Annotated in this window: 11 protein-coding genes; all 11 read left to right on the top strand. The window is 70.3% G+C overall.

What is annotated here, in order from left to right; translation table 11 throughout:
* Positions 1-124: 124 nt before the first annotated feature.
* Complete coding sequence (locus ABEA46_RS20240; RefSeq protein ID WP_345547246.1) at positions 125-1,750, top strand: tetratricopeptide repeat protein; 1,626 nt, start codon at positions 125-127, stop codon at positions 1,748-1,750.
* Positions 1,750-2,793, top strand: a complete 1,044-nt coding sequence (locus ABEA46_RS20235; protein ID WP_345547245.1) for an HAD-IIA family hydrolase — start codon at positions 1,750-1,752, stop codon at positions 2,791-2,793. The genes ABEA46_RS20240 and ABEA46_RS20235 overlap by 1 nt, the downstream gene beginning before the upstream one ends.
* 60 nt (positions 2,794-2,853) lie before the next feature.
* Positions 2,854-3,012, top strand: coding sequence for a hypothetical protein (locus ABEA46_RS20230; protein ID WP_345547244.1), 159 nt, complete (start codon positions 2,854-2,856; stop codon positions 3,010-3,012).
* Positions 3,009-3,800, top strand: a complete 792-nt coding sequence (locus ABEA46_RS20225; protein ID WP_345547243.1) for a TlyA family RNA methyltransferase — start codon at positions 3,009-3,011, stop codon at positions 3,798-3,800. The genes ABEA46_RS20230 and ABEA46_RS20225 overlap by 4 nt, the downstream gene beginning before the upstream one ends.
* A gap of 118 nt (positions 3,801-3,918) precedes the next feature.
* A complete protein-coding gene (locus tag ABEA46_RS20220) occupies positions 3,919-6,237 on the top strand; it encodes a hypothetical protein (RefSeq protein WP_345547242.1) in 2,319 nt (772 codons plus the stop codon).
* A gap of 9 nt (positions 6,238-6,246) precedes the next feature.
* On the top strand, positions 6,247-8,520 hold the full coding sequence (locus ABEA46_RS20215) for a hypothetical protein (protein ID WP_345547241.1): 2,274 nt from the start codon (positions 6,247-6,249) through the stop codon (positions 8,518-8,520).
* A 4-nt stretch (positions 8,521-8,524) separates the two neighbouring features.
* Positions 8,525-9,076, top strand: coding sequence for a hypothetical protein (locus ABEA46_RS20210; protein ID WP_345547240.1), 552 nt, complete (start codon positions 8,525-8,527; stop codon positions 9,074-9,076).
* 18 nt (positions 9,077-9,094) lie between these two features.
* Positions 9,095-11,515, top strand: coding sequence for a hypothetical protein (locus ABEA46_RS20205; RefSeq protein WP_345547239.1), 2,421 nt, complete (start codon positions 9,095-9,097; stop codon positions 11,513-11,515).
* Positions 11,516-11,544: 29 nt separating this feature from the next.
* Entirely contained in the window at positions 11,545-13,839 is a 2,295-nt protein-coding gene (locus ABEA46_RS20200; protein ID WP_345547238.1) for a hypothetical protein, read from the top strand.
* Between the two features lie 15 nt (positions 13,840-13,854).
* Positions 13,855-15,513: a hypothetical protein gene (locus tag ABEA46_RS20195; protein WP_345547237.1), complete on the top strand. Its 1,659-nt coding sequence runs from the start codon at positions 13,855-13,857 to the stop codon at positions 15,511-15,513.
* Positions 15,513-16,907 (top strand): hypothetical protein, encoded by a 1,395-nt coding sequence (locus ABEA46_RS20190; RefSeq protein WP_345547236.1) that lies wholly within the window; start codon positions 15,513-15,515, stop codon positions 16,905-16,907. Before ABEA46_RS20195 ends, ABEA46_RS20190 begins: the two co-directional genes overlap by 1 nt.
* Positions 16,908-17,027 lie beyond the last annotated feature (120 nt).

Genomic DNA, 17,027 nt, shown 5'->3' with positions numbered 1-17,027 from the left:
ACCCTGTGGGAGAGTAGGACACCGCCGGACACCCATTCACGGAATGGCCACCCACACCCTGGGTGGCCATTCCGCGTTAACACGGGTGATTGCCGAGGCCGCCCGCATCCAGGAGGATCGAACAATGGCAGATCAGCAGCCGCGCGACGACGATCGCGCGCCGCGTCAGCGATCCGGGGGCAAGCCGACCTCTGGCAACAGCAAGCCGTATGCCAAGCGTGACGGCGACCGCAAGCCGTACGGTGACAAGAAGCCGTACGAGCGTCGCGATGGCGATCGTCCGTATGCGAAGCGTGACGGTGACAAGAAGCCCTTTGCGGACAAGAAGCCGTATGGCGACAAGAAGCCGTATGGCGACAAGAAGCCGTACGAGCGTCGCGATGGCGATCGTCCCTACGCGAAGCGCGACGGCGATCACAAGCAGTACGGAGACCGTAAGCCTTACGGCGACAAGAAGCCGTACGAGCGTCGCGACGGCGATCGTCCGTATGCGAAGCGTGACGGTGATCGCAAGCCGTACGGCGACAAGAAGCCGTATGAGCGTCGCGACAACGACCGTCCGTACGCGAAGCGTGACGGTGATCACAAGCCGTACGGCGACAAGAAGCCGTATGAGCGCCGGGACAACGACCGTCCGTACGCGAAGCGCGACGGCGACAAGAAGCCTTACGGCGACAAGAAGCCTTACGGCGACAAGAAGCCTTACGGCGACAAGAAGCCTTACGGTGACAAGAAGCCTTACGGCGACAAGAAGCCTTACGGCGACAAGAAGCCTTACGGCGACAAGAAGCCTTACGGCGACAAGAAGCCCTACGAGCGCAGTGCTCGTCCGACCCGCGGGGGAGCGGACCGTCCCGATCGTGCGGTGCGCGAGGGCGAGATCCGCCCTGTCCGGCCGCGTCACGACGACCCGGCCATTCCCGAGGATGTCACTGCCCGCGACCTTCCGCCGGGAGCGCGCAACGAGCTGAAGACCCTCAGCAAGGAGAACGCGGACCAGGTCGCCCGCCACCTGGCGATGGCATCGCAGCTGATCGACGACGACCCGGAGCTCGCGCACCAGCACGCGCTGTCGGCGTCCCGTCGTGCCGGCCGGATCGCGGTCGTGCGCGAGACGCTCGCGATCACGGCGTACGCGACGGGTGACTACGCCCTCGCGCTGCGCGAGCTGCGCACGTACCGTCGCATCTCTGGCAACGACGACCAGATCGCGCTGATGGTCGACAGCGAGCGCGGCGTCGGGCGTCCCGACCGTGCGCTGGAGGTCGGCCGCTCGGTGGACCGCGCGGCTCTGGACACGTCGGAGCGCGTGCAGCTGGCGATCGCCATGTCGGGCGCCCGGCTCGACCTGGGCGAGCCCGAGCGCGCGCTGCAGGAGCTCGACATCCCCGAGCTGGATCCCGATCGGGCGTTCGAGTGGAGCCCCGCGCTGTTCGCCGCCCGTGCGGCGGTGCTCGAAGAGCTCGGGCGTGCGGACGAGGCCGCGCAGTGGCAGCAGCGCGCGGTGGTCGCCGCAGACGTGCTGTACGCGGCATCCGGCATCGCCGATCTGGAGACGATCCTCGTCGAGGAGATCCTTGAGGAGGACGACGAGGACGACGACGACGTGGATGCCGGCACGGACGACGAGGCGGAGGACGACGAGGCCGGTGCGGCCGAGGAGCAGTCCGTCGCGGACGAGGTCGCCGAGATCCTGGTCGATGCCGGCGTCGACGAGCCCGAGACTGCGGGCGACGAGGCTCAGGCCTGATGGCGCTGTTCGGGCGCCGCACACAGACCGAAGGCCCCGCTCCGCTCGACGGCGTCGACGTGGTGCTCGCCGACCTCGACGGTGTCGTGTACGCGGGCGCCGGAGCGCTGCCGCACGCGGTCGAGAGCCTCAACCGTGCCCGGACCGACCGCGCGATCGGGTACATCACGAACAACGCGGCCCGCACCGACGCCTCGGTCGCCGCGCACCTGACCGACCTCGGTCTGCAGACCACCGCCCGTGACGTCGTGACGAGCCCGCAGGCCGCGATGCGCCTGCTCGCGCAGCGCATCGCTCCCGGCTCGGCCGTGCTCGTCGTCGGCGGCGACGGCCTGGTGACCGAGGTCGAGAAGGCCGGCTTCGTCGTGACGCGCAGCGCCGACGACGCCCCGGCGGCCGTCGTTCAGGGCTTCGCGCCGGAGGTCGGCTGGACGCAGCTGGCCGAGGCGGCCTTCGCGCTCAAGACGCCCGAAGAAGAGGGCGGCATCCCGTGGGTGGCGACCAACACGGACTGGACGATCCCGCAGTCGCGCGGGATCGCGCCGGGCAACGGCACGCTGGTGTCGGCCGTGCACACCGCGGTCGGGCGGCTCGCGACAGTCGCGGGCAAGCCCGAGGTGCCGATCTTCGAGGAGGCTGTCTCACGGTTCGGGGCGCGGCATCCGCTGTTCCTCGGCGACCGCCTCGACACCGACATCCTCGGCGCCAACCGGGCGGGCATCGCGTCGGCGCTCGTGCTCACGGGCGTCGATCGGCCCAAGCATGTGCTGGCGGCGCCGGAGGGCTCGCGTCCCACGTTCATCCTGGGCGACCTGCGTGAGCTGCACGAGCCGTACCCCGAGGTCGTCGTCACCGACGGCGTGGCCACGGTGCGCGACGCGCGCGTGGCGATCGACGGGCCCGACATCCGCATCGTGTCGGCCGGCGACAGGCCGATCGACCTGGTGCGCGCCGGAGCGGCAGCGATCTGGTCCACGGGGCTCGCGATCTTCGGGTTCCGCGTGCCCGAGGAGCTGTACGCGGATCCGTTCCACCGGCCCTGAGCGGGGACGGGAACGCCGTGCCGCCCGGCGGGCGGTCGGTGGCCGCCGTATTCTGAGGACATGGATCAGCCCAGCGTGCACGATGACGAGGCCGGCGACCTGCTGTCGACGCTCGAGGTGATCGAGGCGCAGCCGCTCGCCACGCGCGCCGATGCGTACGATGCGCTGCACGACGCGCTGTCGCGCCGCCTCGAGGCGACGCCGGGCGCCCCGGCATGACCCAGCGCCTGGATGCGGCGCTCGCGGCGCAGGGCCTCGCACGCTCGCGTACGCATGCCGCGACGCTCATCGCCGAGGGGATGGTGACCGTCGACGGCAAGGCCGTCGTCAAGGCGTCCGCGCCGATCGGCGAGGGCGCTGTGCTCGCCGTCGCCGGAGCGGACCACTACGTGAGCCGGGCGGCGCACAAGCTCATCGCCGGCCTCGACGCGTTCGGCGTGGACGTCCGCGGAAGGGTCGCGCTCGACATGGGCGCCTCGACCGGCGGGTTCACCCAGGTGCTGCGCGAGCGCGGCGCCGAGCCGGTCATCGCGGTGGACGTCGGTCATGGGCAGCTGGCGGCATCCATCGAACTCGACGCGGGCGTGATCTCGATCGAGGGATTCAACGTCCGCTACATGACCGCCGGATCGCTGGCCGAGGCGAGCGGCGTGACGCCGTCGCCGTCCGTGATCACCGGCGATCTGTCGTTCATCTCGCTCGCGCACGTGCTGCCCGCGGCTCGCGCCGTCGCGGCGCCGGACGCCGACCTGGTGCTGCTGATCAAGCCGCAGTTCGAGGTCGGCCGCACCGCGGTCAAGGGCGGACTCGTGACCAATCCGGTGCTGCGCGCCGACGCGGTCGCGGGGGTGCTGTGGACGGCCTGGGACCTGGGCCTCGGCACGCGCGGGCTCATCGCGTCGCCCATCGCCGGAACCCACGGCAACCGCGAGTACGTCGTGCATCTCGCGGCCGACGGCGCGATCCCCGAGCAATGGCGCGACGAGGTCGACCGGCTGACGGCATGAGCACCGCGGGGCGGATGCGCCGTATCAGACGGGCGGGTCCTCCCTCCTAGGTGGCATCGGACCACCGGCGCAGGTCAACGGGGCAGCGCCACGTCCGCGACGCTCACGGGGAGCGATCGTGCTCAACTTCCTGAACCATTTCTCGGTGCCGGGCGTCGATCACGTCACGGTGTACCACGACGACCAGGATCCGAACCTCTACTACACAGTCCCCGAGCTGCCGTCGCTGCTCACCCGTGACGACGGTTCGCCCTCGTTCACGCTCATCTCGTTCGCACGCGACTTCACCCTGCTGGCCGACAGCGCCAGCCAGCTGCCGACGGCCGAGACCGAGGGCGGGCTGCTGCAGCTGACGACGTCGCTGGAGGTGTCCGAGCCCGACCAGCAGACCATCCGCGAGTACATCGCCGGGGGGATGGACGGGATGCCGCGACCGCTGCTGCGCGGGCGCCGGCTGATCCTGCTGCGGCCGGGCGCCGCGGCGGGTCGCGACATCAAGCTCGCGTACCCGACGTGGGTGGACGGCAAGGTGGCTTTCCACCTCTTCCCGTCGGGAGGCGACACCTTCGTCAAGGCCCTGCAGGGCTCCGAGAAGCCGTCGCTGGTGGCGAGCAACCTCGCGTCGTACACCGCACTGCTCGGGCAGGAGGGCCTGCGGCTCATCCGCAGCTCGATCGAGGACGGCTGGAGTCCCGGCACGATCAACTACGACATGTCTTTCGTGGCGCGCATCCCGAGCCTGTCCGTGCGGGTGTGGGGCGAGTCGCACGACGTGTACCAGGAGATCAAGGACCACACGACAGTCACCGAGACCTACCGCAGCGGCAACCGCGTGCGGACCTACCAGTACCCGCAGGTGTCGAGCCTCGAAGAGCTGCGCGACATCTCGACGTCGCTGCACATCGAGTACGACGTCGGCGACTTCCGCAGCGGCGGCGAGGGCGAGGATCCCACGAAGTCGCTCGAGGACGTCGTGTTCACGATGGTGCAGCAGCTCATCACGACGCGGTTCCTCAGCCCCGGGTTCGAACCGGGCCTCAAGGCCGAGAAGCTCGGCACCGATCCGCTCGCCCACGGCGGCGGCGAGAAGATGCCCGCCGGCAATCAGCTGTGGCTCAAGGACTTCGAGCAGAGCATGGACGTGTCGATCGACTTCACGTTCTCGGGGTCGACGAACTTCCTCGTCGAGAAGCATCCCAATTCGGAGCTGTTCGCGCTGGTCGGCAAGGAGCAGGTCAAGAAGTCCATCATCGAGGCCGACCTCAGCAAGCCGTACTTCACGCTGCTGGACGTGCCGGTGCAGGTCACCGCGGACTTCGACCGTGATCCGATCGCCGCCATCAAGGTGTTCCTCGAGTACGACCACGAGGACGAGAAGGGCGCGGGGCGCAAGCGTCAGGTCGAGGAGTTCCTGTTCGACTCGAACCAGGACCGCTACTTCTTCCGCACCGTCATGGCGCGCGCCGCCGACGGCACGCCGAAAGACACGTACACGTACCGCAGCGAGATCATCTACAAGGCCAGCGCCGCCTCCGAGAAGCTGCCGCCGGTCACGACGAACGACCGCAACCTCATCATCGGGTACGACCAGCTCAACTGCGTCAACGTCGCCGTGTACTGGGGCGCCATCCCGACCGACGCCGTGCAGCAGGTGCAGGTGTCGTTCCGCTATCCGGGCGTCGCGCTGCCGTCGGCGACCGCCGACGTCGTGCTGCGGCTGGATGCACCGCAGGGCAGCTGGTTCACCTACACGGGGCAGAACGCGTCGCCCGAGTACGAGTACGACGTCACCTTCTTCATGGCCGACGGGCAGCGGATCACCCTCCCGACCCAGAAGGCGTCCACGCAGCGCCTGATCATCAATGCGCCGTTCGAGGACAAGCTCGCGGCGACCTTCGTGCCGCAGGGGACCTTTCCGCCGGTGGCGTCCATCGTCGTCACGACCAAGTACGTCGACGGCGACTACGAGGTCGGCGACGTGCACCCGTTCACGGCGGCCGGCGACGTGTGGGAGTGGCGCATCGATCTGCGCGATCGCGCGAAGCGCACGTTCCAGTACCGCGTCGATGTGACCTATGCCGACGGCTCGTCGAGCACGGGCGACTGGCAGGACGGTGCCGAGGGCACGATCCTCGTCGGCGACGTCGCCCGCGACATGCTGCGCGTCGAGATCGTGACCGACCTGGTCGACATGACCAAGTGGAAGCTCGTCATCGTGCGCCTGGCGTACGACGTGGGCGACGGTTCGACGGCCGAGCACATCCTGAAGCTCACCGCCGCGCCACCTGCCCCGGCGGACCTCGTGTGGACCGTGCCGATCTCGGACCCGACCCGGCGCGGCTACACATATCAGGTCCAGGCGTTCGGCAACGCGGGGGAACGCCACCTCGTCGACCCGACGCCGGCGACCGACCCCCTGCTGGTGCTGGAGTTCTGAGGAGCGATCGTGCCCGAGTCCCTGCCTTTCGAGACGGCGGTCCTGGCCACCGCCCTGACGCCCACGCTCCGGCAGTTCGCCGTCGAGCAGCAGCCGAAGCTGCGTGCCCGCGCGTTCGACGTCGGACGCCTGAACCTGGCGCTGCTGCACGACCTCACGCTGACCTCGCAGCTCACCGACGCACCGCACGTGACGGCCGCGCCCGCGCAGGTCGAGCGCCCGGTCGCGGGCGCCGACGGCACCGTGTACTTCGTACCGCAGGCCCGCCTCGCCGAGCGGTCGCGCGCCACCCGCGCGCCGCACGTGTTCCTCGCGAAGAGCGACGGCGGCGTGACCCTGCAGGTGTGGTTCGATCTCGTGCGCTTCCCGTCGCTGCCGAGCGAGGCGCAGCCCCTGCCGGCGGACGGCTTCATGGTGTCGCTGCTGAGCGCGGGCGGCGGGCGGATCGACTTCACGCGGTGCGACTCGCTGCCGCCCGCCGAGGGCGCGGACCAGACGATCGGACGGCTCTACTGCGAGACGGCGGTCGATCCGAACACCGCAGTGACGATGCTGCAGTCCGAGGGCACCGTGTTCCGCGTCGAGGCGGACGTGCACTACGCGACCGGCCAGACGGCCGCGCCCACTCCCGTCTTCGATCCGACCGACATCAAGATCGCCGGACCGCTGCGCGTGTCGTTCGGCGGAATGCGCGGCGTGGGCCGGCCGCAGCGGATGGCATCGCTCGTGCGCTCGCGGGCGCTGTCGGACGTCAGATTCGACACGGCCGTGCTCGCAGACATCGGCGCCGTGGTCGCCGACCCGGGGCCTGCGACCACGTGGACGCAGCAGACGAGCAGGATGTCGCTGGGCGCCGCGGACCGCGGCGGCGTGGCCGCATGCTTTCCACCGTCGGTGATGCAGAACCGCGCGATCTACGCGCAGGTCACGAGCGGGTTCGGCAGCGAACCGTGGTCGGAGTGGGTCGAGTCGCCCAACGGGCGGTTCATGGACTCGCCGGTGCCCGACCAGTTCTACGTGCTGCCCGACGAGTACCGCCTCGCGTTCGACGCCGAGACGAAGACGCCGTCGATGATGGTGCTGCTGGTGCCGCCCCCGCGCGCCGAAGGGGCTGTCGAGCCGACGACCTTCGGCGGCTCGTACACGCTGCGCACCCGCTTCAGCGTGGTGCCGTGGATCGATCCGGCGCGGCGCGAACGGCTGCGCGCCGAGATCGCCCAGCATGCCGGCATCCCGTATCCGCAGCTGCTGATCGGCGGCGCGCGCAGCGCGAGCTGCCGGCTGTCGACGGTGCTGCACGAGCTCGGCTCGTCGCTCGTCGGATCGGCCGACACCGGCGTCGCCGTCGACCCGCTCGGCTTCGACCTGGTGCTCGACTGCACCAGCGAGTTCTACTCCACGCTGTCGCACCTGCTGGTGACCGACGGCGTCGACGCCGAGGTCACCGTCACGCTCGTATCGGACTCCGAGCAGCCGCTCACCGCCGGCGTGCCGGTCAGTCTGCGGCTGGATCGCCCCGCGTCCGATGTGCTGTCGGCCGAGCTGCTGCCCGCCGCGGTGTCCGCTCCCGAGGTCGCGCCCGCCGTGCCCGAGGCCGCGCCCGACGGCGTCGCCGCGGAGGCCCCGCCGGTCGCGATGCCGGTCGGCCCGCCGACCCTGCGCGTGTCGAACCCGCTGCCGTACGCGGTGACGGTGTCGCAGGCGGCGGTCACGCTCCTCGTGGTCGATGAGACGCTGCCGAGTCCGATCGGAGCGGTGGATGCCGCCGCCGCGCCCGCGGCGTTCACGCTGCCGGCGGCGGGGGAGCAGCCGGCGACGATCGATCTGGTGCTGACCCCGGCCGCCGCCGATCAGCCGCCGCTGTACGGCGCCGTGGGGGTCGCGTTCTTGGGGGTCGACATCGACATCGACCCCCAGCAGGTGCTGTCGAAGGCCTACGACACCGGCTCGTCCGGCGCGGTCTCGAGCGAGGTCGAGGTGCGCTGCTACCAGCTCGAGCACCCCGATGTGCTCCCGCCCGACCTCAGCGGTGTGTTCGGGCTCGAGGTCCAGCTGCGCAGATCCGAGACGGCCGAGTCGATCACTGCGTTCCTCACCAGGGACCAGCCGTCGATGCGCGTGCAGGTCGGCTTCACGCTCGGCGACATCATGGCCGGCGCCCGGCCCGAGCAGCCGACCTTCCAGTGGCGCCGGCGCAACATGACCGGCGCGGGCAGCGGCCAGTGGTCGCCGTGGGAATCCATCACCGGCAGGCAGCTGTTCCTGTCGCCGACGGGGATGTGACCTCGTGTTCGCCTCGCCGACCCGCATCGTCGCCCACGGCGTCGAGTGCGTGAACGCGGGCGGGTCCCGCTGGCGGTACACATCGCTCGCACCGTGGCCACAGCTCGGTCCGGACGGGACGCCGCTGGTGTCGCTGCTGCGCGCGGGCTCCGTGGCCATGGTCCAGCTGGGCGTCCAGCTCGACCCGCCCGGCGCCGTGCTCGAGCGGGCACGGGCCGCCGTCGAGGCGGCGGTGGCGGCATCCATCACGCTCGACAGCGGCCTCGACGGCGTCGACCGCGTCGACGTCGTGCTCGACGCCGGCCCCGGCGAGCGGATCGTCGCCACCTCGGCAGGCAGCGGCTACCCGCCGTACACCGCCGTCTTCTCGTTCCGGCCCGAGGGTGCCGACCTCGACGCGGTCGCCGCCGCGCTCGGCGGCGAGTCCGGGCGCGTCGAGATCCGCTACCGCGCCCGGCGCGACGGCGGCGAGGTGCGCATCTCGGCAGACCTCGCGGAATGGATGCCGCGCCCGGCGTCCGTCCCGCGCCACGACGCGGCGCCGTCCGGCGCCTGACTGCACCAGGAGAGAGCGATGTTGAAGATCAGCAAGCAGGAGCTCGTCGACGGCGTCACGGTGTTCGGCGACGACACGTACGACGACGTGTTCTATCCGATCCCCGAGCTGCCGCGGTTCCGCACCGACGACGACGGCTCGCCGGTGGTGAGGTTCATGAAGTACCGCAATCCGCTGAACCACGAGGACGGGCGGCGCGGCGGGGGCTATGTGTTCTTCGACACGGAGTTCACCTTCACCCCTGCGCAGCTGGAGAAGCTCCAGGAGGCACTCGACGCGAAGGTGCAGGCGATGGCGGGGCAACCCGGTTTTCGCGCGTCGAGGCCCGGACCGCCCACGGCGCACCTGGGCACCATGACCTACACGCGCGGGACCGCGAACCTGCTGCTCAAGGAGGATGGCGGCGTCCTCATCGAAGCGGTGCGCGGCGCGGGCAAGCCGTCCCTGTTCGGCCGCAACATCGCCGCGTTCATGGTGGAGTTCACGCCCGAGGGCGCGACGCTGTTCGAGCAGGCGCTGCAGGGCAAGGGCGGTGTCGTGCAGGTCGTGTACGACCTCTCGTTCGTCGCGAAGCTCCCTGAGATCAGCGGTCGCGCCTGGTTCCAGGCCGACAAGTTCTACACGTACGAGCAGACGATCGACATCGACTGGTCGCTGTACGGCGACGACGAGTACGTCGACCGGATCCGCGAGCAGTTCGTCGACCACGAGGCGATGGGCATCGAGCTGCAGCTGGACGCCGTTCTGCCCGATCCTGAGGCGGATCGCCAGCTCAAGGACAAGATCCGCACGATGATGGAGCGCGCGCTGCAGGACGCGGTGCTGCGCAAGATGATCCCCGACATCGAGGCGATCCCGATGGACGACCGCGGGATGCCGGAAGACATCGAGCATCTGAAGCGCTCGTTCTCGACGTCGAAGGTGTCGTCGTTCGAGCAGGTGTACCGCGAGAACTCGGCGATCGAGTGGAACATCGTGCCGCAGGGCACGCTGCCGAACATCACGAACCTCGTCGATGCCGCGGGCGATCCGGTGCGCTGGGCCGACCACGCCACCGAGGTGGATCTGAACGACCCGTTCTTCCAGACGCTGCACGTCAAGGTGGGCGTCAACGCGGACTTCGCGAAGCTGCCGATCCACTCGATCGAGGTGAAGCTCGAGTACGACCACGGCACGCAGCACAAGATCGAGGAGTACGCGTTCGCCAGCGCCGACGACTCCGCCGAGTTCGAGACGTTCATCGACGCGGGAGTGCGCGAGTACTCGTACTCGTACCAGGTGAACTATGTCGGCTCGTCGCGCACGTTCGTCGCGCCGCCCGCGAAGACGACCGACACCGTGCTCACTGTCAACGTCGACGACATCGGCCTGCTCGACGTCGAGGTGCAGGCCGGCGACATCGACTTCACGAAGGTCGCCTCGGCCCAGGTCACGGTGCGCTACGAGGACGTCGGCGTCGAGAAGTACGAGGAGCAGTTCGCGCTGACGAAGGATGCCGTGTCGCATCGCGCGCAGCACGTCCTCTTCCAGCCGCGCCGCAACGCCGTCCGGTACCAGGTCGAGTACTTCCTCGTCGACGGCCGGCGGATCCTCACGCCCGAGCAGCAGACGGACCGGTCGCCGATCCTCGTCAACGATCCGCTGGGCCGCACGCAGAAGTTCGAGGTGCGCGGCGTCGGCGACTTCACGGGGCGGATCTCGCAGATCTTCCTCGACCTCGTGTACGAGGACGCTGCCAACGCGTACACGGTCGAGCAGTCGGTCGTGCTGTCGGCCGGCAACGAAGCGGTGTCGCAGCCGTACGCCGTGCTGGGCGAAGGGGGCGGTGTGGTCCGCTACAGCGGCACCATCCGCTACAAGGACGGGACGGTCAAGCCGATCCCGCCCGCCGTCGCGGACGGCACGATCATGGTCGGCGACGTGGTGTCGCGCAAGATCGCGCTGGCTGTCGTGCCCGACCTCGTCGACTGGACGCGGGTGCGGCTGGTGCAGGTCGCGCTGCGGCACGGGCCCGAGGTCGGCGGCGAGGCGAAGGATCTCATCTTCTCGCCGCAGAACACCGTCGCCGCGACGTGGGAGGTGCCGCTGCAGGACGGCGACGACGCCGCGTACCGCTGGAGCGCGACGTATTTCCTCGCCGACGGGACGCAGCAGAGCACGCCGTTGACGACATCGACGGCGCCGTCGATCGTGCTGCAGCCGCCGACGATGGCCCCGGCCCCGGCCCCGGCCCCGGCGCCGACACCGGTGCCCACGCCGACACCGGTGCCCACGCCGACGCCGACGCCGACGCCGACACCGGCACCGGCTCCGGCTCCGACGCCGGCTCCGGCTCCGGAACCGACGCCTGCGCCGACCCCCGGCGCGACCCCGCCGCCGCCGCTCCCGGGCGGCACCCCGCCGCCGCCGCCCCTGCCTGGCGGCGCGCACACCCGTTGATGCCGAACACAGGAACCGAGCGAAGAGCCATGCTGTACCTCAACCCGCCGTACTACGTGATCGACGGCGTCACCCTGATGCCCGATCACGAGGATCCGCTGCAGTTCTACTTCATGCCGATGTCGCCGCACCTGAGCGTCATGGACGAGGCCGGCATCCGCATCCCGAAGATCCAGGTCATCAAGTTCTCGGGGCGTCCGACGCCCACCGCGGACGTGGTGTCGGGCGGATTCCTCGACTTCGACACGAATCTGGGGATCGAGCCCGACAGGCTGACAGCGATCGCCGAGCAGCTGCGCGGCGAGGCGCGGCTCTCCGACCAGCCGCGGCTGGCTCCCGTGCCGCTCATCGAGGGCTCGGTGCGGATGATGCTCTTCGGCGTCGAGTCGCCGAAGGACGAGACCGGGCTGCCCGGTCGCGACGACGAGGAGGAGCTGCCCGGGCCGGCCTTCGTGCAGAAGATCGTGCACGCGGCCACGCCGTCGCTGTACGGCGACAACCAGGCGGCCTTCTCGGTGCGGCTCGACCAGGAGGGCGTCACGATCCTCGACAAGGCGATGCGTGACGAGATCCTGCCGATCGGCGTCGTCTACTCGCTGCAGTACGTGGGTCTGCGACCGGCGTACCGCGTGAAGGTCGACGTCGACTGGGACCGCGTGCAGCACCACTTCGAGTCCAGCGAGTCGGTCAACGTGCCCTTCATCGCGTCGTCGCAGATCGACGAGGTCATCGACGAGCTCGTCGAGAAGCAGATCATCAAGATCGAGGCCGAGAACCTGGTCGCCGACGAGGACGACACCGGCGGTGCCGGCGGTCGGTACGACGCGGCGCTCGCGCAGGTGAGGGAGCTCGTCTTCGAGAACTTCTTCCAGCCGAGCCTGGAGCCGATCGAGCGTCAGACCGACGATGGCATCGACGACTTCGGTCGCGTGCTGCAGACGATCACCACCCACGGGTTCGGCTCGGTGTGGGAGCGCAAAGAGGTCGACATCACCCGCATCGACCGCAAGAAGCTCAACATCGACATGAGCGAGCGCACCTCGGTGATCCGCGAGATCCATCCGCAGGGCCACCTGCGAGGCATCATCCGCGATGTCGAGTCGCAGGGGCTGGACTTCACGCGCTTCCTCACCGAGGTGTCGCTCGAGGATCCGTTCTTCGCCCGCCGGACCGTGCGGGTGATCCCGCGCGCCGACTTCGCCACCGATCAGATCGAGTCGATCAACGTGACGCTCGACTACGCAGGGACCGTCAAGAACGTCGTGATGGATGCCTCGTCCACCGAGCAGTCGGTCCAGTGGCAGAGTTCGCTCGAGGCCGGCCGCATGAGGTCGCCCGTCGATGTGTCGTACGACGTGCTGTTCTCGTCGGGCGCCGTCGGCCGGCCGCGGATGGTGCACGCGCCCGCGCAGCGGATCGAGGGCGACGTCGTGCAGATCGCTCCCCGCGACGGCGTCGGCTACGAGCTGCGGTGGATCAGCTTCACGGTGATCGACTTCCCGTGGGAGCTGTACGACACCATCGAGGTGCACTGCTCGTACGTCGACGAGGCGAACGGCATCCGCATCACCAATCAGTACGCGCTCACCTCCGAGCACAGCACGGGGGCGTGGCCGGTGTTCGCACGGGATCCGGCACGTCGGACCGTCGGCTACCGGACGATCCTGCACGGCGTGGACGGGCGCGACTGGGACAGCGGGGATCTCACCACCGACGACGATCAGATCCGCATCACCGACCCGTTCGGCGCTCGCCGCGTGCTCGACGTGGTCGCTCCCTCGTCGCTGTTCGGCACGCAGCTCGACCGGGTGTTCGTCGACGTGCGCTACGACGACGACGCGAACGGCGTCCACAAGCGGCAGTCCTTCGAGCTGAGCGCCGCCGACTCCGCGACCAAGCGGTTCTCGGTCGAGCTGGTCGATCCGGCTCACCGCCGGGTGTCGTACAAGGTGTCGATGCTGCGCGTGGACGGGATCGTCATCGACATCCCGGAATCGACCACCGAACTCGATCGCGTGATCGTCACGCCGCAGATGCGCGGGCATCGCACTGTCGAGGTGGTCGCGGACGGACTGGACTTCGCGGGGCTCGGGATCCGGCAGGCCACCGTCGAGGCGCTGTACGACCGGCCCGCGCTCGGCCTCCGGTTCGCCGACTCGCTGACGATCTCGCCCGAGAACCCGGCCGACACGTTCGAGTACGACTTCGCCGAGGGTGATCCCGCCTTCACCTATCGCGTCATCCACACGCTCGAGAACGGTCTGACCCGCGACAGCGGGTGGCGCACCTCGAGCGCCGACCTGGTCACCGCCACGGTCGATTGAGCAGAGGAGAACGACATGCTGCAGCTGGGAACCGGGATGCGGACGATCCAGGGGGTCACCGTCTTTCCCGATCACGCGGACGAGGAGCAGTACTGGTACCTTCCGGGTCATCTCGCGATCGCGCGCCGGCCCGAGGACGACTGGCCGCAGTTCAGCTTCATCAAATTCAAGCGCGAGGCGACGTCCGAGGGCGTCGAGGGCGGCGGCTTCCTGATGTTCACGGTCGAGCTGACGCTGCCCGAGAAGATCGAGAGCGAGATCCGCGCGGCGATCCCGGGTGGCGCGCGGCTCAGCGTCGTGCCGTTCGACTCGGGCACCGTCGAGTGCGTCGCGCTGAATCTGCAGGGGCCGGGCGGCACCACCGCGACAGTGAGCGAGGCCGGCACCTTCACCGCCGTGCAGCAGATCCTCGGCGCGCGGGTGCCGTCGCTGTTCGGCGCGAACCAGGCGGTGTTCAGCCTGTCGCTGAGCGCCGAGGGCGCGACGCTGCTCGAATCCGCCTTCGCGCAGGGCGCCGCGCCGATCGGGGTGATCTACCAGCTGACCTTCACCGCGATGCAGCCGTCGCTCGACGTGCGCATCACGGCGGACTTCGAGCGGATCTACGACCACTTCAGCGCCGGGCTCAACGCCAACGTCTACTACGTCGAGATCGGCATCGAGGTCGGCATCGAGGAGCTCGTGCAGAACGGCGCGATCAAGATCGAGGTCACCAACTACTCCACGGACGCCGACAAGGACGAGCAGGAGAAGATGGCGATCGACTTCTTCACGCAGCATCTGCTGCAGAGCTGGTTCACGCCCACGCTCACGCCGGGCACGCTGCAGGGCGGCATGGCGACCGCCCCGCGAGCCGGCGGGGGAGCAGGGCTGTTCGGTCCGGGCAGTGGCTCGGGCAAGTCCGACAAGCCCGACAAGCCCGGCGAGACGCGTCCGGACGCGTCAGGCAGACCGCCGGCTCCGGCCCCCGCGCCGGCTCCTGCCCCCGCCCCGGCTCCTGCCCCCGCCCCGGCTCCTTCTCCCGCGCCGGCGCCGAGCCCTGCTCCTGCACCCGCGCCGGCTCCGGCCCCCGCGCCGGCGCCGAGCCCTGCTCCTGCTCCATCGCCGACCCCTGCCCCTGCCCCTGCGCCCGCTCCCGCCGCGACCCGCGACCTCGTCGTCCACTTCGTGGAGCAGGGTTCCGAGCACGGCGTCCACGGCAGGTACACGGTCGGGTACGCGGTGGACGGGGCCGACCGCGAGGCGGCGACGCCGCCGGGTGGGGCCAGTCAGCTGCGCATCACGGTGCCCGCGGCCTGGACCGATGGCGGACTCATGGCCACGGCATCCACTCTTCCCGAGCTGACGATGGCGGATGCCGATCAGCTGCGCCGCCACGTCACGACCGGCCAGGGCGTGCTGGCATCGGGGCAGCGCGAAGCGCCCCTGGGCGCGGCGATCGGGCGGATCGCCGTGCCCGCGACGGGCGACGTCTCGGCCACCGTGCGCCTTCCGGTCACGAAGACCGTGGTGGCGGCCGCGTCGCCGGATGCGCTCGTGGCCGCGGTGTTCCCCGGCGGGCAGCTGCGGCAGCCCGGCATCTACGACTGCCGGCGCATCGCCGGCACCAACGACTTCGAACTCATCACGCCCGGATGGCCGGGCGGGTTCGACTCCCACCCAGGAGGTGCATGATGGGCGACTCGACCTCACCCGCTCCCGGCAGCCCGACTCCGGCTCCCGCGCCGGCTCCCGCACCGGCACCGGCCCCGGCCCCCGCTCCCGCACCCGCACCGGCGCCCGCACCCGCTCCGGCTCCCGCACCGGCTCCGGCCCCCGGCGGCGGGCCGGCCTCACCGCCGATGCCGCCGTCACCGGGCACCGCGCCGGCACCGGGCCGTCCGGCCACGTCGGGCACGCCCGGCACTTCGGCTCCCGCACCGGCGCCGGGCACTCCCGCACCGGGAGGCGCGCCGGCGTCGCCGGCCGGCGCGACGACGCCGGGTTCCGGCGCGATCCTCACGTTCTCGATGAAGGCGATCACACAGACCGAGCGCAAGACGCTCGTGTTCGAATATCACCGCGAGCAGGCGGTGACGCGCCAGTACGCGCCGCAGTCGCTCATCGGGATGCTGCTGGACGACCTCACCGGACCAGGGCACTTCCTCGAGGTGGACCTCGACGACCCCTTCTTCCGCACGCTCGACGTCGAGGTGTCGCTGACGACGGCGTTCGAGCCGATCGGCCTGCAGTCCGTCGCCGTCGGGCTGGACTACAGCGACGCCGCGCACCCGCAGCGCCACCGGCACGCGGATCTCGTGTTCGACGCGGCACGACCGCAGCCGCAGCACTGGGTGGTGCCGATCGACGATGCCTACGACCTCGGCTACGTGCCGCGCATCGAGTATCACTTCGACCCGCTCGGGGGATGGGAGGCCGAGCGCAACGAGGTGGTGGTCGAGCCGGGGCGCATCGAGGACCGCACCCTGCAGCTCGATCCGACGCAGCACGTCGGTTTCATCGCCGTCGAGATCCGGCCGGAGCGGCTCGATCCGCTCGAAGTCGAATCGGTGACGCTCGCCTTCGAGCACGTCTCGTCCACCGGCTGGCGTGCGCGACGCACGTTCGAGGTCACGCCCGGCGGCGCACCCCAGGCGTGGCGTGTGCGCACGGCACGTCGCGACGAGGTGGGCTACACCGTCCAGGCGACCTTCCACCTGGTGGGCGGCGGCACGATCGTGCTCGACCCGGTCGACGCGACGGCATCGGTGTTCGCCGTGACGAGTCCGTTCGCCGACCGGCTGGAGCGCCGCATCGACGTCACCGCGACTCCGGGGCGCTTCACCGCGATCATCGTCGACGTGTCGTACGAGGCAGGCGGCCACCGCGTCGATCGGCGGGTCGAGATCGACGGCGCGGCGCCGGCGGCGGCACGCGCGCAGATCGGCATCGTCGATCCGACCGCGCGCGCCACCACGACGCGTGCCACGCTCCTGGGGCCGAACGGCGAGGTCGTCCGGGGCGCGGCGTTCACCGGCGACGCCGAGTTCCTGTCGGTCGCCGCCGACGGGACGATCACGGGGGCATGACATGCCGACGACGGCGGCGGCGTCCACGGCCGAGCGGACGCTCACCGAGCTGCTGGAGCGGGTCGCGGTGCGGCATCCGCTCATCGCGCAGCGCGCCCGCGCCGAACTCGACGTGACCCT

It is taken from the genome of Microbacterium jejuense (genome assembly GCF_039544225.1).
Lineage (GTDB): Bacteria > Actinomycetota > Actinomycetes > Actinomycetales > Microbacteriaceae > Microbacterium > Microbacterium jejuense.
The sequence above is the reverse complement of the archived record's forward strand: the minus strand, read 5'-3'. Positions and strand labels throughout refer to the sequence as shown.